We start from the raw sequence: 23,747 nt of genomic DNA, 5'->3' as shown, positions 1-23,747 counted from the left end.
GTTTTTCCGAATTGCCCAGCGCACACCTTCGCCCAATGGGTGGAACAGAACCGAAAGGTATTCGCATGAACGACGAGACACTGCGCGGGCGAGAGCCACTGGACCGATCGCCCTCTAGCCTGCTGCCCGAAGCTGCGCAGAAATTTATCGACGCGACGAACAATGAGGACCGCGAAGCACTCCTCGACGTCTTTACTCCGACTGGCACCCTCGACGACTTTGGGCGCACCTTCACCGGACGTAAAGAAATCGGCGTGTGGAGCGATCAAGAGAACATCGGTACCCACAACCGAATAACCGTTCAGCGCGTCACCGAGACAAACGAGACGATCCTCGCCGAGATCACGGTCTCGGGTCTTGGTTACAACGGACGCGGCACATTTGTCTTCCACCTCGCCGACCACTCGATTCAAAGGCTTACCATCCGCTGATGACGTAACGTTGGCGACTCGGAAAGCAACCGGTTGCTAAGACGGAACGTCGGCGGCGTCACCCGGTCGGCAGGTCCCCGGAAACCCGGGAGTCATCTTGTCTCAACGTGAGCACTGCAGAGCAGTCTGCCGAGCTTCAGACAAAGGCGCTGAAGAAGGCCGGCTGTGACCGGGAAACGCCGGCACACGGGCTCAGCCAAACCGTGTCGTCGACTGTGACCCCACCCGGTGGCGCCCCGTCTTCGACGGTGCTCGAGCAAAATCCCGTCGGGCAGGTGGAGAAGGTCATCGTCGATGGCCTGTGAGCTTGAGAACAAGCCGGCGAATAAGTGGAGACAAGGCCATGATTTGCCACGAAATCAGCCCGAGTGGAGAAACAAAAAACCCCTGATCAGAGCGGATGACGGGAATCGAACCCGCGCTATCAGCTTGGGAAGCTGAAGTTCCTAAGTGCCGTCTCACATTGCTTCACCCTGTCTCATGCGCCGCGGAATCACGCGAAATGTGAAACGTAGTGAGACACGGTGAACTCGGCAAAACCGTGAGTAAACCGTGAGCGAAGCGCCCAGTGGACATACCAATGCCGAGTGGCCGTCGGCGGTAGCGAAGCCCGAGACGGGTGTGTTTTCGAGAGGGCTGCGCGCGAACGTCCATAGTCCATTGCCAGTGCCTCGCTCACCGTCTTCGATGCCCTGCGATTCGCAGGTACGCGGCGGCCACGAATCCCCGTTAGTCAGACAGGAGATTCGTCCCCCGCGACCACCCTGCAATTCGAACCGGCAAAGCGCAAGAGCGCGCGCGAATCGCTGCGGGCTCAGAAGTGCGCCTGGAACCGACAGTTGCGCGAGTACAGGCGAGGAGCCGAATCGTGAAACGCAATAGGACGATCCGCTGGAGCCCCGCCACCTACGGTCCCCAGCAGATGACGATGCCGAGGCTCGCCTCTCTCACCGGTCGCGAAGGCTTTCGCGGTGCGTTCCGGGAATGCCTTTCGGAGAATCACGTCGGCGATGGCCGCCCCGCGTCGCGCGGAGCGGCCATCGCCCGTCAGGCGGCGATGTCGCCGTAGATGATGCCGCGGCCGTTGGTGGCGAGATAGACGCGGCCGTAGAGGAGCGGGTCGCCGGTGATCGCGGCCCCCGCATAGGCCCACTGGTGCTCGTCGTCGTTAATGCGGTACCACTTGTTGCCGCCGTCGATTGAACGGTAGATGCCGGCCTTGCCCCCAGTCAACGCCGACGTGTAAATCGCCGGATATCCGGACCGCTTGGCGGCCTTGCCGAAGCCGATCGAGTCCGCCGTTTCGAACTTGGTGACTTGCTTCCAGGTGGCGCCACCGTCCTTGGAGCGCCACATGCCCCCGACGATGCCTTCCTTCTCGTCCCCGCGCCCGGCCAGCCAGACGTGGTTCTTGCGGCCGGGGACGGCCCGGAAGTCTTCGACGGCGCCGGTGGGCAGGCCGGTCGCGCCCGTGTCGGTGAACGTCGCGCCCCCGTCGGTGCTCCGATAGAACGTGCCGCCCGAGAACGAGTAAAGGACCGACGCCTTAACGCGGTCGGACCGAATCTTCGCTCCCGCCGGGAGTCCCCGTACCGGGTTCCACGTCTCGCCCAGGTCGGTGCTGTACACCGGAGTGACCTCGGTTTCGCTCGGCGACCAGAAGATCCTGGACCCGTCGGCGCTGATCGCGACGGTGCCGCCGTGGCCGTCGCCGGGGACGCCTTCGACGCGAGCGGCGTTCCTCCAGGTCTTGCCCCGGTCGGTGGAGACGCCGACGTGGCCCTTCTCGTTGCCGTGCACCCTGCCGGTGCCGACGACGACGTCAGGGTTGGACTGGGCGAAGTCGACGCTGGTGCCCGTGGACCAGTCGGTGTCGATCATGGGTTCCGCCCGGTCGAGGTCGGTGTGGACGAAGCCGCCGACATCGCCGACCGCTGAGACGAGTGTTCCGCCGAGCGCCGCGAGGTCGAGCACTGCTGTCTCCTCCAAGCCTTCGACGCGGACCCCCACGGTGAACTTCTCGACCGGCAGGGCGATCCGCCGGCCGGCCTCGTCCTCGCCGATCAGCTCGCCCTGCGAGTCCCACCGCGTCAGCTCTTCGCTGCCCCAGATGGTCGCGCCGGTGCCCCACATGATGCGATCGGGGTCATGCGGGTCGATCGCGAGGGCGTCGATCATCCACCCGTGCTTGACCGCGTATGCCGCGCCCTGGTCCTCGCCGTTCCACGACAGCCAGGGGCTGCCCGAACTGTCCATGTCGAAGCGGTCGGTGCGTTCCTCGCCTTCGGCGTAGTCCCAGCTGAGCTGCCAGGTCTGGCCGGAGTCGGTGGAGCGGTAGATGATTTCGTCGGGCCACCAGTTGTTGCGCGTGGCCGTCATGAGAGTGCCGGGGTTCTGTCGGTCGACCGTGATGCCGCCGAAGCCCGGGATCATGCCGCGCGGGTTGTAGGTCGGGGTGACGTCGGTCCATTCGCCGGTCTGGGTGGTGAGCCGCATGATCTTGCCGCCGTTGCCCGAAGCGGCCGGACCGTTGCCGGGGCCCGGGTCGTGGCTGGTGGCGATGTACAGGTATCCGTTGGTGTCGTCCACTGCGGACTGGTTGGGAATGGTGCGGTTCCCGTCGACTGCGCCGAGCGCTTCGGCGGCGCCGGGGACGGCCTGCCAGGTCGCCCCGCCGTCTTCGGAGGCGTAGAGCGGGTCGACCGGGTCGGCAACGCCCACATAGATCTTGCCGCCGATCTGGTCGAAGTCGATCCAGATCACGCCCTGGTTGTCGGCGAAGATGATGTTGCCCGGGTCGATGACGAAATTGCCGGGGTTGGGGAAATTCTCCACCGCGGCCCAGGTGCGGCCGTAGTCCTTGGAGCGCCATAGGCCGTTCCCGTTAGGGGTGCCGAGGTACAGCTCGGCGTTGTCGGCGGGGTTGACGACCAGTCGCTCGCCCATGCCGCGGCCGGGCATGTTGCCGCCCTGCTTGAACGGGAGCTCGGCGATGCCCCAGGTCTCGCCCCTGTCGTCGGAGTAGAGGATCGCGCCGCTATTGGGGTCCCAGTCGAGGGTGTAGGTGCCGACGGCGGCGTAGACGCGGTCGGTCTCGACCGGGTCGGTGGCCATGGAGACAACGCCCGCATAGCCCCACTTGTCGCGGCCCACCCAGTCCAGGAGCGGCTTCCAGGTCCGGGAGTCCTCTTGCCACCGGTAGCAGCCGCCGATGTCGGTGCGGGCGTAGATCAGGTTCTGCTCGGTTTCGTTGAACACGATGCCGGACACGAAGCCGCCGCCGTTGATGACGGCGTTCTTCCAGGTGTAGCCGTTGATCTGCTTCGAATCGGAGTCCTCACCAGCCCAGGCGGAGAGGGGCCCGGAGAAGGGGTCTACCGCGACCGCGGCGACCGCCACGCCGGCTCCGGCGAGGAAACCTCGACGTGACAGCCCGGCGCCTTTGGGGAATGTGGTCATGGTGCGTTCCTTCCTAGATGTGATCGAACGTGTGGTGCGGGGGTGGTGTTGGGTGTGCTGTGTCTCGAGACCGGTGGATCAACGCTGCACTGTGAAGATCCTGGCGGCGGGCCCCGCAGGAACCTCGACGACCGGCGTCTCGCCGTCGGTGCGGATCGTCCACTCCGGCAGGGCGACGGGGTAGACCTGCTTCAGGTCCAGCCCGCGCAGCCCTGGCAGCGCGACCTGGGCAGCCTCACCGCGCGACCACAGCGCCAGCAGCGACTCGGATCCGGTGTTGAGCTGGAGGGCGATCACCTCGTCCCCCCAGCCCGGGAGTCCCAGCGGCCATACCGGATGCGACCTGGCGATGCGATGCCGCCATTCCTTATGCAGCGCAATGGCTTCGCTTACCAGTGCGGACTGCTCCGCGCTCAACTCATTGAGGAATCCGGAGAGGTACAACCGCCCCATGACACCAGCCGTCATCGCGAACGCCGTTTCCTCCAAATTCATCGACGCGGCCGGATACGCCCAGTTCCCCGCCTGCTCGGGCAGGACACTCGCAGGCGCCGCCGCCGCGATCGGCACGTACTTCCGGAAGTCCTCCTGGTCTGAGGTCGACTGCAGATGAGCCACCGATAGAAGGTTGTAGTCCATGCGCAGCGCACCCGAACCGCAGTTCTCGAACAGCACTCCCGGATGCCGGCGGTGCACGCCGAGCAGCCAGTCGCGGAAGGCTCGGGTGTGACCGAGCAGCCCTGCCCCTGGCGCGTCGGCGTCCACTTCAGTCCCGCCGCCTATGTTCCTGTTGTAGTCGAGCTTGATGAACTCGAGCCCGAACTCGTCCACCAGCCGGTCCACCGTCTCGTCCAAGTGTGCGCGCGCCGCCGGATGCCGCAGGTCGAGCTGGAAGTTCCCCGCCACGATCACTCGCTCGCCGAACCGCTGGAAGAACGCCTCTTCCGGCAACCGCCCCGCCATCGGCGACTCGAACCCGACCGACTCCGGCTCCAACCACAACCCGGGCCGCATGCCGTTGGCGCGGATGGCATCGATGACCGACAACAAGCCGCCGGTGAACCGCTCGGGAGCCTCGAGCCACTCGCCCGCGCCGACCCACCAGGCGCTGCCGGGCGTGGCGTACCACCCGGCGTCGATGCAGAAGTACTCCGCGCCCGCCTCGGCCGCCGACTCGATGAGCGGTAGCAGCTTCTCCGTCGACGGCTCGCCCATGAGAGTGTTCATGTAGTCGTTGTAGACCACCGGAAGCCGAGCGTCGACCGGGCGCACCTCACGGATCGCGCGCCGGTAACCCGTGAGCGCCGCGAAGGCCGCGTCCCGGCCGCCATCGGCGACGCAGAGTCCAGCCGGCACCGAGGTGAACTCCTCACCCGGCGCCAGCCGCGCGGCGAACTGGTGGTGCCTGTCGGTCGCGCCGTGCACGCCCACCGTCACGCTGCTCCCAGCCTGTGCCACCTCCCAGTGCCAGCCAGCGCTGGTCTCGACCTGCCACGCGATCGAAGGGACGGTCTCGGCCGCGAGGACCCCGGTCGGCAGGAACGAACCGGTCGACCAGCTCCCATGGCTGGTCAGCGAGAAGAGCCCGCGCGGGTGCTGGCCACCGTGCATCACGGGATCGATGTCGGGCAGCAACTCGCTCAATGGGCGCTGTCGCCAGCGCCCCTCGGCCCGCCATTCGCTCTCGCCCCAGAAGAGGTCGTGCGCGCCGTCGGCGGGCACGGCCACGAGCGCTGAGCTCACCGAGAGCAGTACGAGACTCCGGTCGGCCACGTTGCGAAGGGTGTGTCGGATCTGGAGGCCCGGTCCAGCGACGCGGAAGACGCTGAGCACCTCGAGGCCGAACTCCGGTGCGCGCTGGCGAATCCGCAGCTCGGTCTCGTCCGATTCGTGGCCCGCGTAGCGGAGCCGCTGCCCGGCACTCGAGTAGAGGAGGCCCTGGTCGTTGCTGGCGCGGTGCTCGACGCCGGCGGTGATGACGTCGATGATCGCCCAGGGCGCGGCCGCGGATGGCGCCTCGGGTGCGGTCGCGAGGCGCGCGAGCCGCACGGGCCGGTCGTCGCGGTGGTCGAACTTCAGGTGGAGCCCGGGGAGGGCCCACTCGAAGACCGGATCCTCTTCACGACGCAACTGCGCTTGCGATGTCATTACCACTCCGCTCTCGATTGAAATACGTCTATGCATCAACGGTGCCGGGGCTCGCGAACTTGGTCCCGGTCGCGCCGCCGTCATTCGAAGGACGCTTTGGGGGATTCCTTGCCGCTGAGGATGGCACCGGGTCAGAGGGTGGATTCGGCTGGATCCCACGACTCCGCGAACGGCGTTGGCTTCTCCACGGTTGAAGTCACCTCTACCCCCTCACGGCGCTCAGCGGAGTCGGCGATCGCGAGGAGCGTGTCGAGAACATGACTCGCGAGTGTACCGCTGGCCGTTTCGGTAGGCCCACCGCGCAAGGCTCGAGCGAGGTCGACGACGCCGGAGCCACGGCCATGGAATGAACCGGTGGCCGTGATGACCTGCGGCACCTCCGAGCCGAAACGATAGAGCGTGCTGTCGCCCTCGAAGGTGTTCGGGTCGGGAAGCACCAGGGTGCCCTCCGTTCCACTGATCTCCACCATTCCCGCGCGGGACAGCGCGTTCTGGAAGCTGAAGGTCGTCTGTGCGGACTGTCCCGATTCGAAGCTGACCAGTGCTGCGTGATGGGTGGGCACCTCGACCGGGAACTGCTCCCCCTGCCGGGGACCGCTGCCGATGATCCGGCGGTCGTGGGATCGGGAGGACACCGCGGATATCTGATCGACCGCGCCGAATGCATGGACCAGAGCCGTGAGGTAGTACGGCCCTATATCCAGCAGCGGACCGGCACCGATCGCATACAGGAAGTCAGGATTGGGGTGCCACAGCTCCGGGCCAGGAACGTGGAACATCGTCGTCGCGGTCAGCGGCTCACCGATGTCACCGCGGGCGATCGCACGCATCGCCGTCTGGATCCCCGCTCCCAGGACGGTGTCGGGCGCGCAGGCCACCCGGAGTCCGGCCGCCGCTGCTTCGGCAAGCAGGTCCGATGCCGCGTCTCGGTCGAGCGCGAGCGGCTTCTCACTCCACACGCTCTTTCCGGCCGCGATGATCCGCCGGTCGACCTCCACATGAACTCTGGGGATCGTCAGATTGACGACGATCTCGATCTCGTCGATCGCAAGCAGCTCATCTACGGTGCCGTGGGATGGGACGTTGTACGCCTCCGCCTGGGTGCGCGCCCTATCGAGGTCGAGGTCAGCGACGAACAGCACCCGAAGGTCGGGGAAGCTCGTCATGTTCTCGAGATAGGTGTTGCTGATGACGCCGGCGCCGATGATGCCGACGCCGACGGGTCCCGTGCCGCTCACTTGTCGTTCTCCTGCAGCCAGGCGAGCGACTCCGCGACACCTTCGAAGATGTCGTGTGCGTAGTCGTCGAATTCGACAACGCGGATGGCGTCCGGTGCGGCGGCGAGGATCGCCGCTACGTCGACGTTGCCCTGACCGGCGGGGGTCTGTTCCTTGAACGCCGCGGCCAGAGCGTCGGGTACGTCGAGCGCGCTTTCGCTGCTGGGAAGGGCGGTGGCGATGTCGCCGTTCACGATTCCATCCTTGACGTGCAGAAACTTCACACGATCAGCGAGGGCTCGCAGGAGCGCAGGCGTGTCCTCGCCACCGACGGTCGACCAGAACGTGTCGAGCTCCAGGATCACGTCGGGCGAGAGCCGCTCGACGAAGAACGAGTAGACCGATCGTCCCTGGTCCTTGTTCGCGAACTCCCACTGGTGGTTGTGGTACCCGAAGCGGAGATTGCGCTCCCCCGCAAGCGAGGCGAGTTCATTGACGCGGTCCGCGAGTCGGAATGCATCATCGGCGGTCTGCCACCTCTCACTGGGCACGAACGGATCGATGACCGACTCGATCCCGAGCTGCTCCGCAGCGTCGAAGACCAGGGCGGGGTCTTCTGCATCGATGACAGTGGCATGGCCGGAGGGTGCGGTCACGCCGGCCGCGGCGAATGCGCGCGCCAGCTCATCCGTACGCTCAGCGAAGGCGTACGGCTCGACGCGGGTGAACCCGATTTCCGCGAGTCGGGCGATCGTGGCCGTGAGGTCGTTCGCGATCGCGTCCCTGACGGTATACAGCTGGACGGACGGTGACGAAGGCATGACGTTGCTCCTTGCTGGTGGGTGGAAACGCAATTCGGGAAGATCGTTGAAAAGAGACTGCGAGCGGGCGGACATCAACGTGCCGGCTTCTCACCGAGACGAGCGAACCGCGCGAGCTTGTGGAACATGTCCTCCAAGAGCCACCTCGTGTCTAGGGACTCGCAGACCCGGACAGTCCGATTGGCCACATCGCTACTGAGATATCGGATTCCGGTACCGAGGAGAACCGGGGCGGAAGCGAGGTGTGGTTCGATCATGCGGCAGTCAGGGGTGAATCTCGGCCGGGGGTAGTCCCGCCAAATCGCTCCACTCGGGTTCATGACCACCCCGATCGCTGGACTGTCGCCAAGGGTGCGCAGTTCGAGCCCCGGCTGGTGTTCTGCGTTGAAGTCAATGAGATACTGCGTCAAGTACTCGCCAAGCGGTCCACACGGCCGCACCCGCTCCTCGAGCTCGGCGTAGCCCACGCCGACCATCGTGTACACATTGATCGGAATCTGCCAGATCATTAGCGATGATGCGAAAACGACGTTAGCTGCGTGCACGTCGTTCGACAGGTTGAACTCGTGCGAGTACTCAGGGACTGTGCCGCCGTACGGCGGTCCACCGATCCACACCACAACGACATCACGATCCTGGAGAGTCGGCTCCTCCAAGATCGCGGAGGCCATGTCGGTGAGGGGACCGAGGAATGCGACGTAGAGACGTTCGTCTGTGGCGAAGGCCTCGTCGATGATGAGTCGCGAGCCTGCGGACGGGCGTGGCGTGCGTTCGTCCGGCAAGGCGGCGTCAGCGCCATTTGCGACGACAATGTCTCCGTTCATCCCGAGGTAAGCAAGAAGGAGGTCCACTTCTTCGCGGGAGTCCTGCCTGCTGTTCGACGTACGGCGGTCACCGAAGTGTGCAGGGATGATCCCGCGGATGTCGAGGGAGTCGGACAGCAGGCCCTGAACGATGGCGAACTGGTCGTCTGCCTCGTTCTTCGCATCAGTGTTGATGATCAGTCTGTGTCGGGTCATGGTGATTCCTATGTGGCGGGTCAGGGTGGTCTGCGGAGGCGGCCGGCTCCAGGGGTGAAGGAGACGGCCGCCCCGGCGGACCGGGTCAGGCGAGTGTCAGCTCGATCGTCGCGAAGGAGTGCGGCGGCAACGTCACGGTCAGGGTGCCGCCTTCCAGTCGTGCCTCCAGCGGCCGCGGCGCGACACGGCCCGGCCGGTCGGTGTCGTTGAAGTCTGTAGTGCTCTCGCCGGTGAGCACCCTGGCGCGAGTGAGCGCCGCTCCGCGGCCGCGCAGGTCGATGCTCAGCTCGCAGTCCACGTCGGCGGAGAGGTGCGTGAGTGAGAGCAGAGCTTTCCCGTCCTTGGTGGATGCCGACATCGAGACGAGCGGCAGATCCTCGCCGCGCACGCCCCGCACCGGGCCCTCAAGCAGATGCGCGACGAGCTGCTGCGCATCCTGATGGCCCTTGTTCATCTCGAAGACGTGGTACGTCGGGGTGAGGACCATCTGCTCGCCGTCGGTGAGGATCATCGCCTGCAGCACGTTCACGGTCTGGGCGATGTTGGCCATCGTCAGCCGACGCGCATGACGGTGGAAGATGTCGAAGTGCAATCCGGCCACGAGGGCGTCTCTGACCGTGTTCTGCTGGAACAGGAATCCGGGATTCGTCCCCTCCTCGGCGCTCCACCAGGTGCCCCACTCGTCGCAGACCAGGCCCACCCGGTTGTGCGGATCGTAGGAGTCCATGACGGCGATGTGCCCGCGGATGACGCGATCGATGTCGGCGACGTGGGCCATCGTCTCGTAGTACTGCGCATCGCTGAAGGATGCCGCCTCTTCGGTGTTGGCGCCGGATCCGGAGTGCGAGTAGTAGTGGAACGAGACGGCCTGGTAGGGCAGGCTCCCCCAGAGGGTGCAGCCGTGGCACTCCATCAGGGTCTTCATCAGCACGCGGGTCCACTCGAGGTCGTCCTCGTGGGCGCCCGCCGCGATGCGGACGAGTCTGTTCTCGCCGTGATTGTGGCAGAAGGTGGCGTACCGCCGCGCCTCCTCCGCATAGTGCGCGGCCGACATGTTGCCCCCGCAGCCCCACGCCTCGTTGCCCAGCCCCCAGAACGGAACCAGCCAGGGTTCGTCGCGGCCGTTCTCGCGGCGAAGCTGCGCCATCGGACTGTCGTCACCGCGGGTGAGGTACTCGACCCACTCCGCCATCTCCTGCACGGTGCCGCTGCCGACGTTGCCGTTGACATAGGCGTCGGCGCCGAGCAGGTCGCACAGGTCCATGAACTCGTGCGTGCCGAAGTGGTTGTTCTCGACGACGTCGCCCCAGTTCGTGTTGGCGATCCTCGGGCGGCTCTCGCGCGGGCCGATACCGTCGCGCCAGTGGTAGGTGTCGGCGAAGCATCCGCCGGGCCACCGGAGGTTGGGAATGTCCAGGGCGCGCAGTGCCTCGACGATGTCGAGCCGGATGCCGCGCTCGTTCGGGATCGTCGAATCCTCGCCGACCCAGAACCCGTCGTAGATGCAGCGGCCGAGGTGCTCGGCGAAGTGCCCGTACAGGTGACGGCTGATGTGATGGCCCGTCACATCGAGATCGATGATGGCGCGCGCAGATGCGGTCATCGCATCCTCCAATTCTTTTCATTCGTGAACGGAACGAGCGTCGGGCGCTCGGCGGTGGTGGTGAGCGCGATGCGCCTACCGACGCAGGCCGCCAGGCGTGAGAGTGCATGCGCCCATGAATCCGGTCCCGATGATCGCCACGCGCAGTGTCGTCGCCATTGATCTCATCCTTCGCCGTTGATGGAGTGTGTGCGGATTGCATGAAACTCTGCCAGTCGGGGTGGCGGAAGGCGCAAAATTTGCGCAAAATAGGCAGATGCCCGCATCTAGTCGAGTCACGCTCGCGCGCGTGGCCGAGGATGCCGGCGTCAGCGTCTCGACCGTGTCGCGTGCCCTGCGCGGCCGCGGCGACATGGCGCCGGATACGCGGTCACGGGTGCTGCGCTCGGCCCAGACAGTCGGCTACACCTTCGCCGGCGAGTCGCGGGGGCGCCCGCGCCGGGGGACCTCCTCTCTCGTCTTCGACCTCGTGCTGTCGCATTTCCACGGCCCGTACACCGATGAGGTCACTGCCGGTGCACGCACAGCGGCTGCGCAATTGGGATACGACCTGGTGCTCACGGCCGAGCGCGAGGACCCCGATGATGACTGGCCCCAGCGGATCCGCTCGCGTGGCACGGCCGGGGTGATCCTCGGGCTGATCGTTCCCACCGCAGCGCAGATGGCGGTGATGCGCCGGGCGGGAATCCCGGTCGTGCTGCTCGAGCCGTCATCGGAACCGCCGATGAGACTGCCGAGCGTGCGCACCACAGACCGCGTGGGCGGGAAGGCGGCCGCCGAGCATTTGATCGACAACGGGGCCCGACGCTTCATCGTCATCGGCGCTACGCCGTCCTACCGGTACGGTCGCGGTCGGGTGGAAGGGTTTCTCGAAGCGCTGACGCGAATCGTCCCCGGTGCGCCCAGTGTGCGCGCGGATGCTGATTGGAGCGCGATGGACGCCTGGCGCTCGTGTGCGAGGGCGCTGTCCGAACTTCCAGGGGAGGGGCCGATCGGCCTGTTCGCATGCTCGGACGAGATGGCGGCTGGCGCCTACCGGGGCATCGCCGAAGCGGGGTTGACGATTCCCGGAGATGTTCTCGTCATCGGCTTCGACGATGTGCGCGGGGCCCGGTGGCTGCATCCTTCGTTGACGACCATCCGCCAGCCGATCAGAGAGATGGCGGCAGCGGCGGTGCACACTCTCGCCGGGGCGGTGGCGGGTGCGGAACTCGGCGATGAGGTCATCGAACTCCCGACAGAGCTCATCGCGCGCGGCTCGACAAGGGCGACGTTCCCGACCGTGATCAGGGCTGCCAGGGCCTAGAGGTACTGCCCCGAATCATTCGTTGACTTAGGAGATCTCCGGTATCGAGTTGGAGCTGTCTAGTTGTTCTGCCGCTCGTTCGTACGGAGGTCTCGTGTCTCACGCTGATGCCCGGCTGACTCCGGCTGGCAGGTTGATCATGGTCCGATGCCTCGGGTCCAGGCGTGCATGTTGCGGCGGAGATGGGTACCTCCCGCACGACGGCGTGGCGGTGGTGGCGCCGGTTCCGCGATCAGGGCGTTGCCGGCCTCGTCGACCGTTCGAGCGTCACTCACTCACACCCGAACCGGACGGGGCCGTGCGTGGAGACGCGACTGCGGATCCTGCGGCATCTCACTCGTCGGAGACCGGCGTGCATCGCGAGCGAACTCGGGATGCAGGCGTCGACCGCGGGCTGGGTGCTGCACCGCTACCAGGTGCCGCTGCTGTGGGAACTGGACCCGGTGACGGGGACCGTGATCCGCGGGACCCGAAGTAGGTCTCCCGGCTGCGGATGCCGCGGGTCATGAACCCGGGAACCGAGCCGTCCGAGCCGTGCGGATCGGGAGTGTCGCCTCCGGTGCCCCATCCGCTGCCCTGGCCCCGGGTGCCCATCAGCACGTGCACGTAGCCTGCCGCTGTCCACTGCAGACGCTCGCCCAGGACGCCCCGGCCGCCGTTGTATCCGATGTACTCGAGGACCGTCGGCAGCGGGGAATCCGAGTGCGGCCGGGCGACCCAGGCGCGGATCGGTTCGCCGCCGTGGCCGCTAGAAGTGAGGTCCTCCACGATCAGCTGAGTGATCGGAGTGGCCACCGGCCGCGCCTGCGGCGCGCTGGCAAGAGCCCTCGATTCGGTGAGGGTGCACGCCCAGAAGTCGTCGAGATCCGCGGGCTCGGCCACGTCGGGGTCCTCGCGCTCGGCCGTGAGCACCAGGTCGTATCCCAATTGCGCAGCCGCTGTGCGTGCACCGGCAGTGACCTCATCGGTGTACGGGCCGTGGAAATGCGACAGCACGAGGTCGAAGACGAGAGAGGAGGTCCCCCGGCGCGGGCGCCCCCGCGACTCGCCGGCGAAGGTGTAGCCGACTGTCTGGGCCGAGCGCAGCACCCGTGACCGCGTATCCGGCGCCATGTCGCCGCGGCCGCGCAGGGCACGCGACACGGTCGAGACGCTGACGCCGGCATCCTCGGCCACGCGCGCGAGCATGACTCGACTAGATGCGGGCATCTGCCTATTTTGCGCAAATTTTGCGCCTTCCGCCACCCCGACTGGCAGAGTTTCATGCAATCCGCACACACTCCATCAACGGCGAAGGATGAGATCAATGGCGACGACACTGCGCGTGGCGATCATCGGGACCGGATTCATGGGCGCATGCACTCTCACGCCTGGCGGCCTGCGTCGGTAGGCGCATCGCGCTCACCACCACCGCCGGGCATCATGCTCGGCGCGGTCAAGGGCTGACCGCCTCCGGGCACAATCTGAAAGGAAAGCAATGAAGCTCCCAAAGAAGGCGGTCGCGATTGCGTCCGCTCTGGCGATGGTCGGCCTGCTGACCTCGTGCATCGGCGGCGCGCCAGAGGCCGAACGCGCCACCATCTCCGAGTTCCCCGACAAGTGGGATGAGGAGATCACGATCGATGTCTTCGACGAGGTCGCGAATTACATGGGCAGTCAGGAGGGCTGGTTCGGCGACCTCGTGAAGAAGAAGTTCAACATGAAGCTGAACTTCATCGCCCAGAATGTCGCCGGCGGCGGCGACACGCTCTACAACACCCGCGTCTCGGCCGGCAATCTCGGTGACCTCATCGTCATCAGCAAGGGGAAGAAGCTCGACGAGCTCGTCCAAGGCGGCCTGGTGTTGGACAACGCGCCGTTCTACCCTGCGATGGAGAACGTCGAGAAGTTCGACACCGCGGTCACGCATCTCAACGACGGCAAGGACGGCGTCTTCGCCTTCCCGACGATGATGTCGTCGATCAAGCCCACCGAACCCGATGGGGGGGTCGACCCGACGTTCGGGCCGTATCTTCGCTGGGACCTCTACAAGCAGCTCGGCTACCCGGAGCTGAACACCCTCGAGGACCTCCTTCCGGTGTTGAAGGACATGCAGGACCTCGAGCCCACCGCCCCCAACGGCGCCAAGGTATATGCCATCTCCCTGTTCAAGGACTGGGACGGCAACGGGATGGTCACGGCGGGGCAGCCGCCCGCGTTCTACGGCTACGAGGGGCAGGGCTTCGCGGCAGCCAAGCCGGACGGCTCGGACTACCAGGCGATGCTCGATGACGACAGCGAGTACCTGCGCGCGCTGAAGTTCTACCACGAGGCCAACAAGCTCGGACTCATCGACCCCGAGTCGACGACGCAGAACTACGACACCATGTTCTCGAAGTTCCAGAACGGGCAGGTGCTGTTCTCCTGGTGGCCGTGGCTCGGACAGTCCGCGTACAACACCGATGCCAACACCCAGGCCGGCAAGGGCTTCCAGATCGCCCCGCTCAAGGATATGAACGTGCTGTCTTTCGGTGCCGAGATATACGGCGGAGCGCAGACTTTGGCGATCGGCTCGAAGGCGAAGGACCCCGAGCGGATCGCCGCGTTCATCGATTGGCTGTACTCGCCGGAGGGGCGCTACGCCAACGACGGTAAGGTCATGGCGGCCGCAGGTCCGAAGGGTCTCACCTGGGAGCTGGATGACTCCGGCCAGCCCGCGCTGACCGAGTTCGGCAGGAAGGTCTTCATCGAGGGCGATGCCGAGGTTCCGGCCGAGTGGGGCGGTGGCAGCTTCGTCGACGGGGGATCTCAGCTGAACGTGTCGACTGTGCTCCCGGCCGACATCGACAAGGAGACCGGCATGCCCTTCAGCTACAGGAGCTGGCCGACGTATCAGGCGCTCGTGGAGACGCCGCTCTCGGCGGACTGGAAGGCCAAGATGGGCGGGGCGCCGACCACGATGGACTACCTGAAGGACAACGACCAGCTGCTCGTCGCGACCGGCGCCAGCTACACCACGCCGACGGACTCCTCGGAGATCCAGACCCTGCGCAAGCAGGTCGAGCCGGTGATCGTCCAGTACTCGTGGAAGATGGTGTTCGCCGGCAGCGACGCCGAATTCGACCAGCTGAAGGCCGACATGCAGGCAGAGGCCAAGGGGCTGGGGTACGACGAGGTCCTCGAGGTCGACCTGGAGCGCGCCAAGGAGCGCAACGCGGACCGCGAGAAGGTCGCTGAAGAATTCGGCTGACCGATCCGCGTGACGGAGCACCCCCGGGCATCGTGCATGCGCCCGGGGGTGCTTGCGTGCGCGGCGCGAGTGCTGCGCGGCGGATGCTACAGGCGATGAGGTGCGAAGACGCCTGATGACCTGCGCCGGACGGTTGAGTTCCTCGCCTCCCCGGCCCACTCACAGCCGGGAATACGAGGAATGACGATTACCATACCCACCTTGAGTTCGAAGATCGCAGCTGCGAGCCGGACCTTCGAATCCAGGTAACCGAACGATCACCTAGCCGCAGTTGATCCAGCTCTCCACACAGTGAGATCGCAACCGGCGCCGGCCACCTTTCTGTGGAGAGCTCCGGCTCCTTTACTGGACAGTCCCTCAAGGGGGTGGAACGAGACGACTCTTCCGTGCGGTGAGCAAACCGACTCGCCTTCCGGGTACACGTTCGACGCGGCGGGCCGGCTCACCCAGGGCACCCTGCCAGACCGCACCATCGGTTACGGGTTCGGTGACAGCACCGGCTGCGCGGCACACGCGTTCGTCAAGGTAGTTCGGCCTGCATTCCATTCAGACTCTGCTTCCCTGCCCGCGGTTCGCGTGGGGCGGGGCGCCAAGGTGTAGGGAGTGGTAGGGCCCGAGCTCATCATCGCCCGGTGCGGGCGCGAACGCGGGCGTGATGTGAGCCGCAGGAGCTGCACGTGGCGTCGTTCGGTGTCCACCAAAGGCCGCTCGACGGAGTTGAGCGTGGCTTGCTCACGAAAACAAACTGAATCATTTACCGTGAGTTGACCGTGACGCGACAAAAGAAGTCGAATTCACGAGTGTCGATATTGAGCCAGAAATAAGTTCTGATCAGGCAATATTCACAAAGAGCGGATGACGGGAATCGAACCCGCGCTATCAGCTTGGGAAGCTGAAGTTGTCAAGTGGTGGTTCACAGCGGTTCACGGCGCCTCATTCTCGCTAGATTTCGCGGCTCCGTGAGTTCCTGTGAAGCAAGGTGAACTCCAATTTTTGGCGATTAAGCGGAGACTTCGGACCGCGCTCGGAGCTGCGATTTGTCTAGCGTCTGTTCGGACACGACACAAATGTCGGCCTACTTACTGCCACGGGTTTGATCGGCATCTAGAGCTCAGGACGGCGCGCCCGTGAGCACGAGAATCGCGACGTCGGCGCCGGGCGCTGAGTACATAAAGCAGTCCGATGAGCTCGCAACCGTTCAGAGCGCGAGGAGCCCGTTTGGATCAGCATCGCAATGCCGGCGAGCACAGCACCCGGGTTGCCGGATCCGGGGAATGCCTGTCGGATCCGGATGGTTATCCATGTTGCATAAATGCAACGCTGGGTGCATTCTTAGTGCAGTGATGTGAGAAAGGATGTGGTGGTGATGGCCGCCGAAGATGTTTTCTGGGAAGACCTCCAGGAAGACCTTAAGGACCCGGAGTTCGTGCGTAGTTATGTCACACACTGGGTGCGCATCGCTACGACGGATGCGATCGTAAACGCCCTTGATGACGCTCGGGAAGGTGCCGGGCTCAGCAAGGCTGCGCTCGCGCGGGCGATCAACGCGGACCCGTCGGCACTTCGGCGGCTGTTCGCGCATGGGAACCGATCGAACCCGACGATCGGGACGGTTGCTGAGCTCGCGGCGGCGCTTGGTATGCGACTCACTCTGGAGCCGATGCCGGATGAGGATCGTGAAGCGACGACTCGTCCGTTGCTCGAGGGTGAGGTCGAGGATGCGCGAGCCTTGGTCGAGCGTCTAGGAGCTCCTGCGCTCGTATAGCGACCTGGGGTTGCGCGACCAGTACTCTTTGCCGAGCATGCGGACCTCAGCGTAGTCGTCGGACGCCAACTCGGTCATGAAGGGTTTCACGCGGCCGTCGATGACCACGAGTAGCGGCTTCTCCTTCCCGATGGCTTCGTAATCGAGAAGGCAGAAAAGTCGGTGGTGGGTCCGGCCTGGGCCATCGACCCGGATCTCGTGCCACCCGGTCATCTCCCCGTGCATCGCTTCCCAGTAACCACCGCCCGAGAAACGCTTCGGTGGCGCCGCAGCGACCGCAGCCAGAACCGCCATCGCCTGCGACCTGACACCGAACGGCCAAGAACGGAGCTGGGCGTATCCGGGCGCCGGCCGGCGCGGATCGTCCGCAGGATGCCGCTGGAAGAACACCACGTCGTGCGCATCGTCGCTTGAACGGATCGTCGGCGCGGGCGGCACGCCGACTGACTTCTTCGGCTTGGCCTGCTTTCGCGCGCGACGGTCTGGTGTCATAACGATCTGAACCTATCTACTCCGTGCGACATCCTGTCTTCCCGGGAGTACCGAGTGGGCAGAGCGTTCCGGACACTCCGAAGTCCGAGGCATCGGTCGGAGAACCAACGCTTGTGCCGCGATTCGCGCTCGACATGCTCGCGCGTCGTCTCATCGATCGATGCGTACTCGGAACTCATGTTTGCGTCGGCCCGGAGGTTCTCCAGCCGAACGAAGCGCGAGAGCGGAACTGTCGAGTACCGAGACGCACGCGAGCGATGCCTCAGACGTTACGCATCCACGGCCCCCGTTATGGGGTATTCGTTCTAGCCAGACGTGCGCATACAGTCGAGCCACTGCGTGTCTTTGTCCCCCAGCTGAGTGGGATAAGTTTCGTTCCCGAAACGCCCGCGCGCGGTCGCGGGTGCGGGTTCTGCGCCAGTGTTGTGCGGAACGGAAGGTTCTCAGTTGAGGTCGTGGCTGGCGGCGGGGTGTCGCTTGTGTCCGGCGACTCAGGCAGCCAACCTTCGGCAAGCAGTGGTGAAGTACTCTGGCGGTGAACGATGATTGTCCGGTCATTGCGTTGGAAGACCCTCGGAGCGTACAGCTACTTTGGTGCTTTGTTCGCTGGCGGGTTGACACTTGGAGTGGTCGGGGTTTTCATCTCCCGTAACCCTGCAAACGCCATGTGGGCCGTCTTTGCGTCTCCCCTGTACTGGGCGGCGTTCTTTATTGTCGCGGAGATTGTCGTCGTCGCCATTGTCCTTCTCAGGCGCATGGAATTGAGGTTGAGTGGGGGATGGCGAGTCCTTGCGTTGGCCGTGCCAGCTGCATTGGGCGGAATCGCGATCGGGTATGTCTTCTGGTGGTGCATCGAGTTCGAAGCTCCTCCGCTCTGGGCCGCGGCAATTGCGGCGTTTGGTTCGGCGGCGGCGTTCGGGTGGTACGCGCGGCGCTATGAGCTCAGTCACGCTCAAGGACGGCCAATCAATCGCTAAGTACTTCAAGACATAGCCGGACGGGACTCAGGTGTGGGCCGAGGTGCGAACTGGCGAGATCACGAACGGAGGCCCCAATGTTATCCCCCGATAGCCGCAACTCGGACGCTGACCTGATTTCGACCAGGGAAGCCTTCCTTGCGATGACTGACTTCATCTGGCAGTTTGCGCAGCGCGCCGGCGATGATCTGCTGACTCTGATCGGTGACACCGGAATCGAGGCCGATGGCGGACCGACCGACTCTGCCGCTTGGGATGACTGGCTCGCGTCCGTCGCGAAGATCCGTGCGGGCCTCCCGCCGCGGAGCGAGTGATGCAGCCCTGCGTGCCGGGATCCTGGGCCGGCATCTCGAAGTTCATCGAAGATGTCTTGGGAAGTTCAAAGGGGCTCGCAGTCGAGGGCCCCGATGGAGAGACTCGTCTGTCGTTCACGAGCGGCACCGTCCAGGTGATCACCGAGAACAACATCGTCATCACGGCAACTAATAGATGATTCTTTCCGACTACAACGCCTCGAACGCCATGCATTGCGTGATGCGCTCGATGACGCGTTGCGAGGATCGGACTACGCTCGGGCGAGTGTCTAGTCGGCCGTCCGGATGGCGGGCTCGTTCTTCCGACAAACGGCTTGTGGTGCAACCGACGCTGGGGCAGTGATGATGGCAGATTCGGGTAGTAACGTGGACGGCCTTGTGAGTCACCTCGAGTCGGTGCTCGGCCCGATTCAGGAGGGGTGGGCGCTTGATCCAGCTGGCGATCGCATGCCATTTCAGATCGTGCGCTTCAAACACGGATCCGGCCCTGGCTCGACTGCGTACGCAACGCTCGGTCTCGGCAAGCACGGACTGACATCTCGTGCGTCTGGTCGTTCGATCAGGCAGGAGTTGCTATTGCTCGCCCCCGATGACATCAGCCGCGACGTAGTTGCTTCCCTTCTCCACGACGCCGGCAGCGCCGCGCTTCGAACTCACATGGCGTATCTGCGCTGAGACGTCCTCGGACCGCGCGGGCACATGTTTCCCGGGGCGACTACCAGCGCGCTGTACGTGACGGCACCGGTCTACTTTCCTGACGAGTTCGCCACGGTTCGGGAAGCTGGCCACGATGTGGTCATCGCCTGGCTTGTGCCAATTACGACGAGCGAGGCGGAGTATGTCAAGGCACACGGTTGGGAGCGTTTTGAGGACGTGCTCGTGGAACAAGCCCCGGATCTGATCGACTTCAGTCGCGCCGCGGTTCAGCCGTAGAACGCTATTCGGAGACGGACAGGGCTATTCACGCAATGACACGGAAGGAGCTAGGAAGAGTGTGAATATCGGGCAAGTTATTGGGGGCTGCGCGGCGATAATCATCGGCACTGTGCTCGTCGTTTACCGGCAGGCAGTATCGAGAATCAGCCAGGATTCACAACGTGCTTTTTTCGGCAAATTGGCTGAAGATTCCGCCCGTAACGCGACGCCGGGCAACACGCTGCTCGTGAGCGTCGGGTTTATTCTCCTTGGCGCGGGGCTCGTATTGTCGGGCTTGGGCGTCCTCACTTGGGGTGGGTAGTCGGGTGCCCAGTTGGAGTTGAGCAATATCCTCATCGTCGGGATCGGCGTCTTGGACATCGTCATCGGCGGAGTTCTACTGTTGCGTCTCAACGCTGTGAAGGGATGGCTCGCGAGGAGATACGCTCGCCTAGCCTTGCGAGATTCGGACGAAGAAAGCGCTCGGCCCGGCGGTCCATGGGTTCCTGGCCGTCCTGCCATTGTGGCTGTCGCCGTCGGCGCAGTCCTCGTCGGTGCGATCTCGATCGGAGTCGGCCTGATCGGCTGAGAAATGGCGAGATGGCCTGAGCGAGCCCGAACGGCGATCTCGTGTCGGGGAATGGAGCGGTTCTCGCGCACCTCGACGCGCTTCGTTGGCGGCACCTCAGCTGCAAAACGAGCTGTTTCGGCCTTTGAGTTTGAGAACGAACTGGCGAATAAGTGGAGACAAGGCCATCGGATTGCCACGAAATCAGTCCGAGCGAAGGGACTAAAACCCCTGATCAGAGAGGATGACGGGAATCGAACCCGCGCTATCAGCTTGGGAAGCTGAAGATATCCAGTAGTGGTTCACTCGGCTTCACTCTGGCTCACGAGCCCCGGAATCACGGGGAAGTGTGAACTCGAGTGAACCAAGGTGATGCCGAAATTGTGACTATTAAGTGACTACGAACCGTTCAAGACCGTGTGGCCTCGACCCCGCTGATCGATTCGTGGCGTGGCTGGCGCATCGTGAAGCAATCTATCTGTTGGGAGGCAAGAGACCCTCCGGCGGTTATGGTAGGTGCCCGATAGGGGATCCCTCAGTGGGGCTGGAGGAATTGGCGTGGGGATCCATCGGCGTGCGCATTGAAAGCGCTGAGGGCGGCGCCAGCCTTGGCGATCGGCGACTCGATTGCCCAGATGAGAGGTTGCGTTGGCGTCAATTTGACACCGTTGGGGTGCGCACGCCATGCTGCTCTCGGCGTGCGGCAGCCCGCCCGTGTGACGACGCATAACGCGCCTCGTCGTGAGACTCGCAACGAGGAGTTCGCAGTTGAATAATGAGGGCGGCGTAGTCCCGGACAGCAGTGAGGCCATCGCCGAAGGGGGGCTCGACAGCGCAACCGATTCAATGTCGCCTCAGGCTGAGGCGACTATCCCTGCCGAGTTGGCGAAGAAGCGTCGTCCGCCCCTTGCCGTGCTCATCGTTGTGGGCTTGCTCATCGCGGTGGGGTCGTGGTGGGCGACCAGCGCGTTGCTCAGTACTTTCGAATCGGCTGATCTCGGCGAGCCGGCACAGGTCGGCGGTCATGTCTACACCTCAGCCGCCGGCGGGTATGAGATCACCTTCCCGGGAGAGCCGGAGGTGACTAGCGCGGTCATCCCGATCGGCGACCTCGAGGTCGAGCAGATCACGGCGGCATGGTCGAACGACTCCGGAGCGCACGTCGCTGCAACAGCCGAGTTCCCCGCCGATATCGTCGCTGCGGCCGGAGCCACCATCCTCGACGCAAGTCTCGAGGGGATGGTCGCCAACCTCCCCAATTCGGAGTTGCGCGAACGAACCGAGATCACGCTCGACGGCGAGCCAGCGTTGACCGGCATGATTGCGAAGGACGGCAATGACATCTGGTTCACGGTTGCGATGCACGGCAACACCCAGGTCATCCTGAACGTGTTCGTCCCGACTGGCGAGCCGGCCCCGACGTTCGCTGAGACGTTCCGGTTCATCGACTAGGCAGTCGGAGGAGCGGAGGCAACTCACGGCGAATCCTGAGTGATCCGCTCAGGGATCGCGATCAGGCATCCTTAGTCTTTGCTTCAGCGCCCGGCGAGGGCATCCTCACTGGATGGGGCAGCTTCGAAGTCGGACTCGTCCCTGCTCGTCCGCGTGAGCGAGGGAGACGACGCTGCGTGGGCTCGGTGAATCAAGCCTGCCCCATTCGTAACCAGGCGGCCCATACGCGCACGCGCGCAAAGGGATGGACCATCGGGCAGGGTGCGGTGCGCTCACGGAGCGGGCGCTGTAGCGCACTAGTTTTGGCACATGGATTCGTGGAGCGGACTGAAGATCGACACCGGGGAACTTCGCGAGGTGTTCGACCGTTTGATCACACATCTGGAGCAGACCCGGGGCAAGTCCGTAACGCTGCAGGAGGACTACTTCTATTCGCTCCCGTTTCCTGAAATCTATGATGTGACGAACGACCCGCCGTCGCCAACTATTGGTCAGCTCACCGAATCGTGGACGAACCTCCACCGCACCCAGGACATCGAGTCCACCACCACGTTCGAGCTTGTGTGGTTAAGTGACCTACTCAAAGCTCTCGGCCATTCGGCTTAGAGGGATCGATCGGGCGCCATGCTATGGGCGGAGAGTGATCGCATGAACGACGAGCAGAGCCGATCCGACGGAGTGGCGTGGGCTGTTCTGCTCGAGCGTCCCGAGCTGTCGACGCGGCCGGCCGCGACCGACGCTGAAGTGATCGCTGCTGAGGTGGAGCTCGCCACCAGCTTTCCTCCCCAATTGCGACAGCTGTATCTGCACACCGATGGCGTGTTCGATCGATCCGGACTTTGGCACGTCATCTGGCCCCTGGGTGACCTGCTGGAGCGGAACAGCGGTTCCGCTGGAGAGCGCGGCGCTATCGCGTTCGGCGACGACGGCACAGGAAATCCATTCTGTGTCCACCGAGATGGGACCGTCAGCTACTGGTCAGAGATCGACGCCGAGCACACGTTTCTCTCGCCGGATCTCACGTCCTTCTGGACGGCCTGGCTTCGCGACGACCTGCCTCCCCATTAATGCTAAATGGCGCCATCAATATCACCCGCGTCAGCGGCGTCAACCCGGAGTTCTGAAATGAAAAATGCTGGCCCCACCTTGTATCTGAGTTCGCTGGAGAGTGAACGATTCGTCCCCGTACGAACGTGTCGATTTATTCGGCCCATTACGGTTGGCGATAGCAAGCCGGGGATGCTCGTTCACCTCTCGCCCGGCGTGCCGGGGCAGGAATTTGGGTCTGGCGATGACCTCACGTCGGTTATCCTCACGACGCGTTTTGAAGGCGCTGACATTGGACGAATTGAAGAGTTTCCCTGCTTCGTGTTTATCGCTCTTCCGCGCGAGACCTGGAATCCCGATACCGACCGCGTGACTGCCGAAGAACTGCAGGTGATTGGCTGGGGCGAGCTTTATCGAACGGCGTCTGATGCACAGGAGCATCGATTCGGATGAAAGCGTTTGACGGACGTTTTCGCAAGCATTCGGAGGCGGGACAGGACCCTTGACGCAATGACACAGAAGGAGCTTCGGGCACGGTGGTTGACCCCGGCCGGCCGGACACTTCGTGACAACGCAATTGAGTGGCTCTCCGGTGCCAGGCTCCAAGGCGGCGGAGAGGTTGTTGATTATGCCGTCGATGTGGGCGGAGGTGAAGAAGGCGTGCTCCTGGTGTTCGGGAAGCCACGAGCCGACCACTGGCGTCGCCACGCTCAGGCCAGCCCGCGCACGGTCAGAAGCTCACGCGCCCTCAGAGTCGAACGCTCCATGGAGTCATATTGGCCCAGAATCCGGTGCGATGAGTGATCTGCGGTGGGCGCTGCATGATTCGACCGGGTGGTTGACCGTAGCCGGTCGCTACGTAATCCCGTAGGCGGATCCTGTTGTGGACGCGAGGCATGCGCGTATGGTTCTGCCGGCGCCGTGCTTGACGTACCTCCTTGAAGGGCGGCGCTCCTTTCCTGAGTGACATGTCGGGCAGACTAC

At 64.3% G+C, this 23,747-nt stretch carries 22 protein-coding genes, 2 tRNA genes and 1 pseudogene; 15 read left to right on the top strand and 10 right to left on the bottom strand.

What is annotated here, in order from left to right:
* The first annotated feature begins 65 nt into the window (after nt 1-65).
* Nucleotides 66-431 carry a nuclear transport factor 2 family protein gene (locus QFZ29_RS17260; protein ID WP_306895395.1) on the top strand — a complete coding sequence of 122 codons (366 nt, stop codon included), beginning with the start codon at nt 66-68 and terminating at the stop codon, nt 429-431.
* Nucleotides 432-538: 107 nt separating this feature from the next.
* Nucleotides 539-736 (top strand): hypothetical protein, encoded by a 198-nt coding sequence (locus QFZ29_RS17255; RefSeq protein WP_306895392.1) that lies wholly within the window; start codon nt 539-541, stop codon nt 734-736.
* Nucleotides 737-1,478: 742 nt separating this feature from the next.
* Here QFZ29_RS17255 and QFZ29_RS17250 read toward each other — a convergent pair.
* The 6 genes from QFZ29_RS17250 to QFZ29_RS17225 all read right to left on the bottom strand — a co-directional run bounded on the left by QFZ29_RS17250 (nt 1,479) and on the right by QFZ29_RS17225 (nt 10,698).
* Nucleotides 1,479-3,890 carry a sialidase family protein gene (locus QFZ29_RS17250; protein WP_306895390.1) on the bottom strand — a complete coding sequence of 804 codons (2,412 nt, stop codon included), beginning with the start codon at nt 3,888-3,890 and terminating at the stop codon, nt 1,479-1,481.
* A 78-nt stretch (nt 3,891-3,968) separates the two neighbouring features.
* A complete protein-coding gene (locus tag QFZ29_RS17245) occupies nt 3,969-6,038 on the bottom strand; it encodes a glycoside hydrolase family 36 protein (protein WP_306895388.1) in 2,070 nt (689 codons plus the stop codon).
* A gap of 131 nt (nt 6,039-6,169) precedes the next feature.
* On the bottom strand, nt 6,170-7,276 hold the full coding sequence (locus QFZ29_RS17240; protein ID WP_306895385.1) for a Gfo/Idh/MocA family protein: 1,107 nt from the start codon (nt 7,274-7,276) through the stop codon (nt 6,170-6,172).
* Nucleotides 7,273-8,076 carry a sugar phosphate isomerase/epimerase family protein gene (locus QFZ29_RS17235; protein ID WP_306895383.1) on the bottom strand — a complete coding sequence of 268 codons (804 nt, stop codon included), beginning with the start codon at nt 8,074-8,076 and terminating at the stop codon, nt 7,273-7,275. Before QFZ29_RS17235 ends, QFZ29_RS17240 begins: the two co-directional genes overlap by 4 nt.
* A gap of 74 nt (nt 8,077-8,150) precedes the next feature.
* Entirely contained in the window at nt 8,151-9,095 is a 945-nt protein-coding gene (locus QFZ29_RS17230) for a nucleoside hydrolase (protein ID WP_306895381.1), read from the bottom strand.
* Between the two features lie 85 nt (nt 9,096-9,180).
* A complete protein-coding gene (locus QFZ29_RS17225; RefSeq protein ID WP_306895380.1) occupies nt 9,181-10,698 on the bottom strand; it encodes an alpha-N-arabinofuranosidase in 1,518 nt (505 codons plus the stop codon).
* 289 nt (nt 10,699-10,987) lie between these two features.
* Here QFZ29_RS17225 and QFZ29_RS17220 point away from each other — a divergent pair, with 289 nt between their 5' ends.
* Together QFZ29_RS17220 and QFZ29_RS20450 are read left to right on the top strand one after the other, a co-directional pair.
* Nucleotides 10,988-12,004: a LacI family DNA-binding transcriptional regulator gene (locus QFZ29_RS17220; RefSeq protein ID WP_306895379.1), complete on the top strand. Its 1,017-nt coding sequence runs from the start codon at nt 10,988-10,990 to the stop codon at nt 12,002-12,004.
* 182 nt (nt 12,005-12,186) lie between these two features.
* Nucleotides 12,187-12,249, top strand: a pseudogene (locus tag QFZ29_RS20450) (hypothetical protein); the annotation flags it as partial.
* An 88-nt stretch (nt 12,250-12,337) separates the two neighbouring features.
* Here QFZ29_RS20450 and QFZ29_RS17215 read toward each other — a convergent pair.
* A complete protein-coding gene (locus QFZ29_RS17215) occupies nt 12,338-13,192 on the bottom strand; it encodes an acetylxylan esterase (RefSeq protein WP_306895378.1) in 855 nt (284 codons plus the stop codon).
* A 289-nt stretch (nt 13,193-13,481) separates the two neighbouring features.
* Between QFZ29_RS17215 and QFZ29_RS17210 the strand changes: the two genes are divergently transcribed.
* A complete protein-coding gene (locus QFZ29_RS17210; RefSeq protein ID WP_306895376.1) occupies nt 13,482-15,233 on the top strand; it encodes an extracellular solute-binding protein in 1,752 nt (583 codons plus the stop codon).
* A gap of 850 nt (nt 15,234-16,083) precedes the next feature.
* Here QFZ29_RS17210 and QFZ29_RS17205 read toward each other — a convergent pair.
* Nucleotides 16,084-16,165 (bottom strand) — tRNA-Ser (locus QFZ29_RS17205).
* Between the two features lie 434 nt (nt 16,166-16,599).
* On the opposite strand from QFZ29_RS17205, the gene QFZ29_RS17200 reads away from it, so the two are divergent.
* The gene (locus QFZ29_RS17200) at nt 16,600-16,998 is read left to right on the top strand and encodes a helix-turn-helix domain-containing protein (RefSeq protein ID WP_306896788.1); all 399 of its coding nucleotides are present in this window, start codon (nt 16,600-16,602) and stop codon (nt 16,996-16,998) included.
* Here the strand turns inward: QFZ29_RS17200 and QFZ29_RS17195 are convergent.
* Nucleotides 16,975-17,490, bottom strand: coding sequence for a hypothetical protein (locus QFZ29_RS17195; RefSeq protein ID WP_306895374.1), 516 nt, complete (start codon nt 17,488-17,490; stop codon nt 16,975-16,977). The two genes, QFZ29_RS17200 and QFZ29_RS17195, sit on opposite strands and share 24 nt — an antisense overlap.
* Before the next feature lie 1,054 nt (nt 17,491-18,544).
* Here QFZ29_RS17195 and QFZ29_RS17190 point away from each other — a divergent pair.
* The 5 genes from QFZ29_RS17190 to QFZ29_RS17170 all read left to right on the top strand — a co-directional run bounded on the left by QFZ29_RS17190 (nt 18,545) and on the right by QFZ29_RS17170 (nt 20,018).
* A complete protein-coding gene (locus QFZ29_RS17190) occupies nt 18,545-18,781 on the top strand; it encodes a hypothetical protein (RefSeq protein ID WP_306895372.1) in 237 nt (78 codons plus the stop codon).
* Nucleotides 18,781-18,960: a hypothetical protein gene (locus QFZ29_RS17185; protein ID WP_306895370.1), complete on the top strand. Its 180-nt coding sequence runs from the start codon at nt 18,781-18,783 to the stop codon at nt 18,958-18,960. The genes QFZ29_RS17190 and QFZ29_RS17185 overlap by 1 nt, the downstream gene beginning before the upstream one ends.
* A gap of 187 nt (nt 18,961-19,147) precedes the next feature.
* A complete protein-coding gene (locus QFZ29_RS17180; protein ID WP_306895368.1) occupies nt 19,148-19,456 on the top strand; it encodes a hypothetical protein in 309 nt (102 codons plus the stop codon).
* Nucleotides 19,457-19,480: 24 nt separating this feature from the next.
* Nucleotides 19,481-19,714 carry a suppressor of fused domain protein gene (locus tag QFZ29_RS17175; RefSeq protein WP_306895366.1) on the top strand — a complete coding sequence of 78 codons (234 nt, stop codon included), beginning with the start codon at nt 19,481-19,483 and terminating at the stop codon, nt 19,712-19,714.
* Nucleotides 19,715-19,775: 61 nt separating this feature from the next.
* A complete protein-coding gene (locus QFZ29_RS17170; protein WP_306895364.1) occupies nt 19,776-20,018 on the top strand; it encodes a hypothetical protein in 243 nt (80 codons plus the stop codon).
* A gap of 485 nt (nt 20,019-20,503) precedes the next feature.
* Here the strand turns inward: QFZ29_RS17170 and QFZ29_RS17165 are convergent.
* Nucleotides 20,504-20,572, bottom strand: a tRNA-Gly gene (locus QFZ29_RS17165).
* 574 nt (nt 20,573-21,146) lie between these two features.
* On the opposite strand from QFZ29_RS17165, the gene QFZ29_RS17160 reads away from it, so the two are divergent.
* From QFZ29_RS17160 to QFZ29_RS17145, 4 genes are all read left to right on the top strand, one after another.
* Nucleotides 21,147-21,716 (top strand): hypothetical protein, encoded by a 570-nt coding sequence (locus QFZ29_RS17160; RefSeq protein ID WP_306895362.1) that lies wholly within the window; start codon nt 21,147-21,149, stop codon nt 21,714-21,716.
* A 309-nt stretch (nt 21,717-22,025) separates the two neighbouring features.
* Complete coding sequence (locus QFZ29_RS17155) at nt 22,026-22,322, top strand: hypothetical protein (protein WP_306895361.1); 297 nt, start codon at nt 22,026-22,028, stop codon at nt 22,320-22,322.
* A 42-nt stretch (nt 22,323-22,364) separates the two neighbouring features.
* A complete protein-coding gene (locus QFZ29_RS17150; protein ID WP_306895359.1) occupies nt 22,365-22,784 on the top strand; it encodes an SMI1/KNR4 family protein in 420 nt (139 codons plus the stop codon).
* Nucleotides 22,785-22,955: 171 nt separating this feature from the next.
* Nucleotides 22,956-23,216 carry a hypothetical protein gene (locus tag QFZ29_RS17145; RefSeq protein WP_306895357.1) on the top strand — a complete coding sequence of 87 codons (261 nt, stop codon included), beginning with the start codon at nt 22,956-22,958 and terminating at the stop codon, nt 23,214-23,216.
* Nucleotides 23,217-23,747: the final 531 nt, after the last annotated feature.

It is taken from the genome of Agromyces albus, assembly GCF_030815405.1.
GTDB lineage: Bacteria > Actinomycetota > Actinomycetes > Actinomycetales > Microbacteriaceae > Agromyces > Agromyces albus_A.
The sequence above is the reverse complement of the archived record's forward strand: the minus strand, read 5'-3'. Positions and strand labels throughout refer to the sequence as shown.

What these genes read in the sequence shown, in the direction of transcription:
- QFZ29_RS17260 (WP_306895395.1), top strand. Translation starts at nt 66, where the DNA reads ATGAACGACGAGACACTGCGCGGGCGAGAGCCACTGGACCGATCGCCC.
- QFZ29_RS17250 (WP_306895390.1), bottom strand. Translation starts at nt 3,890, where the DNA reads ATGACCACATTCCCCAAAGGCGCCGGGCTGTCACGTCGAGGTTTCCTC.
- QFZ29_RS17245 (WP_306895388.1), bottom strand. Translation starts at nt 6,038, where the DNA reads ATGACATCGCAAGCGCAGTTGCGTCGTGAAGAGGATCCGGTCTTCGAG.
- QFZ29_RS17235 (WP_306895383.1), bottom strand. Translation starts at nt 8,076, where the DNA reads ATGCCTTCGTCACCGTCCGTCCAGCTGTATACCGTCAGGGACGCGATC.
- QFZ29_RS17230 (WP_306895381.1), bottom strand. Translation starts at nt 9,095, where the DNA reads ATGACCCGACACAGACTGATCATCAACACTGATGCGAAGAACGAGGCA.
- QFZ29_RS17225 (WP_306895380.1), bottom strand. Translation starts at nt 10,698, where the DNA reads ATGACCGCATCTGCGCGCGCCATCATCGATCTCGATGTGACGGGCCAT.
- QFZ29_RS17215 (WP_306895378.1), bottom strand. Translation starts at nt 13,192, where the DNA reads ATGCTCGCGCGCGTGGCCGAGGATGCCGGCGTCAGCGTCTCGACCGTG.
- QFZ29_RS17210 (WP_306895376.1), top strand. Translation starts at nt 13,482, where the DNA reads ATGAAGCTCCCAAAGAAGGCGGTCGCGATTGCGTCCGCTCTGGCGATG.
- QFZ29_RS17200 (WP_306896788.1), top strand. Translation starts at nt 16,600, where the DNA reads ATGGCCGCCGAAGATGTTTTCTGGGAAGACCTCCAGGAAGACCTTAAG.
- QFZ29_RS17195 (WP_306895374.1), bottom strand. Translation starts at nt 17,490, where the DNA reads ATGACACCAGACCGTCGCGCGCGAAAGCAGGCCAAGCCGAAGAAGTCA.
- QFZ29_RS17190 (WP_306895372.1), top strand. Translation starts at nt 18,545, where the DNA reads ATGTTATCCCCCGATAGCCGCAACTCGGACGCTGACCTGATTTCGACC.
- QFZ29_RS17185 (WP_306895370.1), top strand. Translation starts at nt 18,781, where the DNA reads ATGCAGCCCTGCGTGCCGGGATCCTGGGCCGGCATCTCGAAGTTCATC.
- QFZ29_RS17175 (WP_306895366.1), top strand. Translation starts at nt 19,481, where the DNA reads ATGTTTCCCGGGGCGACTACCAGCGCGCTGTACGTGACGGCACCGGTC.
- QFZ29_RS17155 (WP_306895361.1), top strand. Translation starts at nt 22,026, where the DNA reads ATGGATTCGTGGAGCGGACTGAAGATCGACACCGGGGAACTTCGCGAG.
- QFZ29_RS17150 (WP_306895359.1), top strand. Translation starts at nt 22,365, where the DNA reads ATGAACGACGAGCAGAGCCGATCCGACGGAGTGGCGTGGGCTGTTCTG.
- QFZ29_RS17145 (WP_306895357.1), top strand. Translation starts at nt 22,956, where the DNA reads ATGCTCGTTCACCTCTCGCCCGGCGTGCCGGGGCAGGAATTTGGGTCT.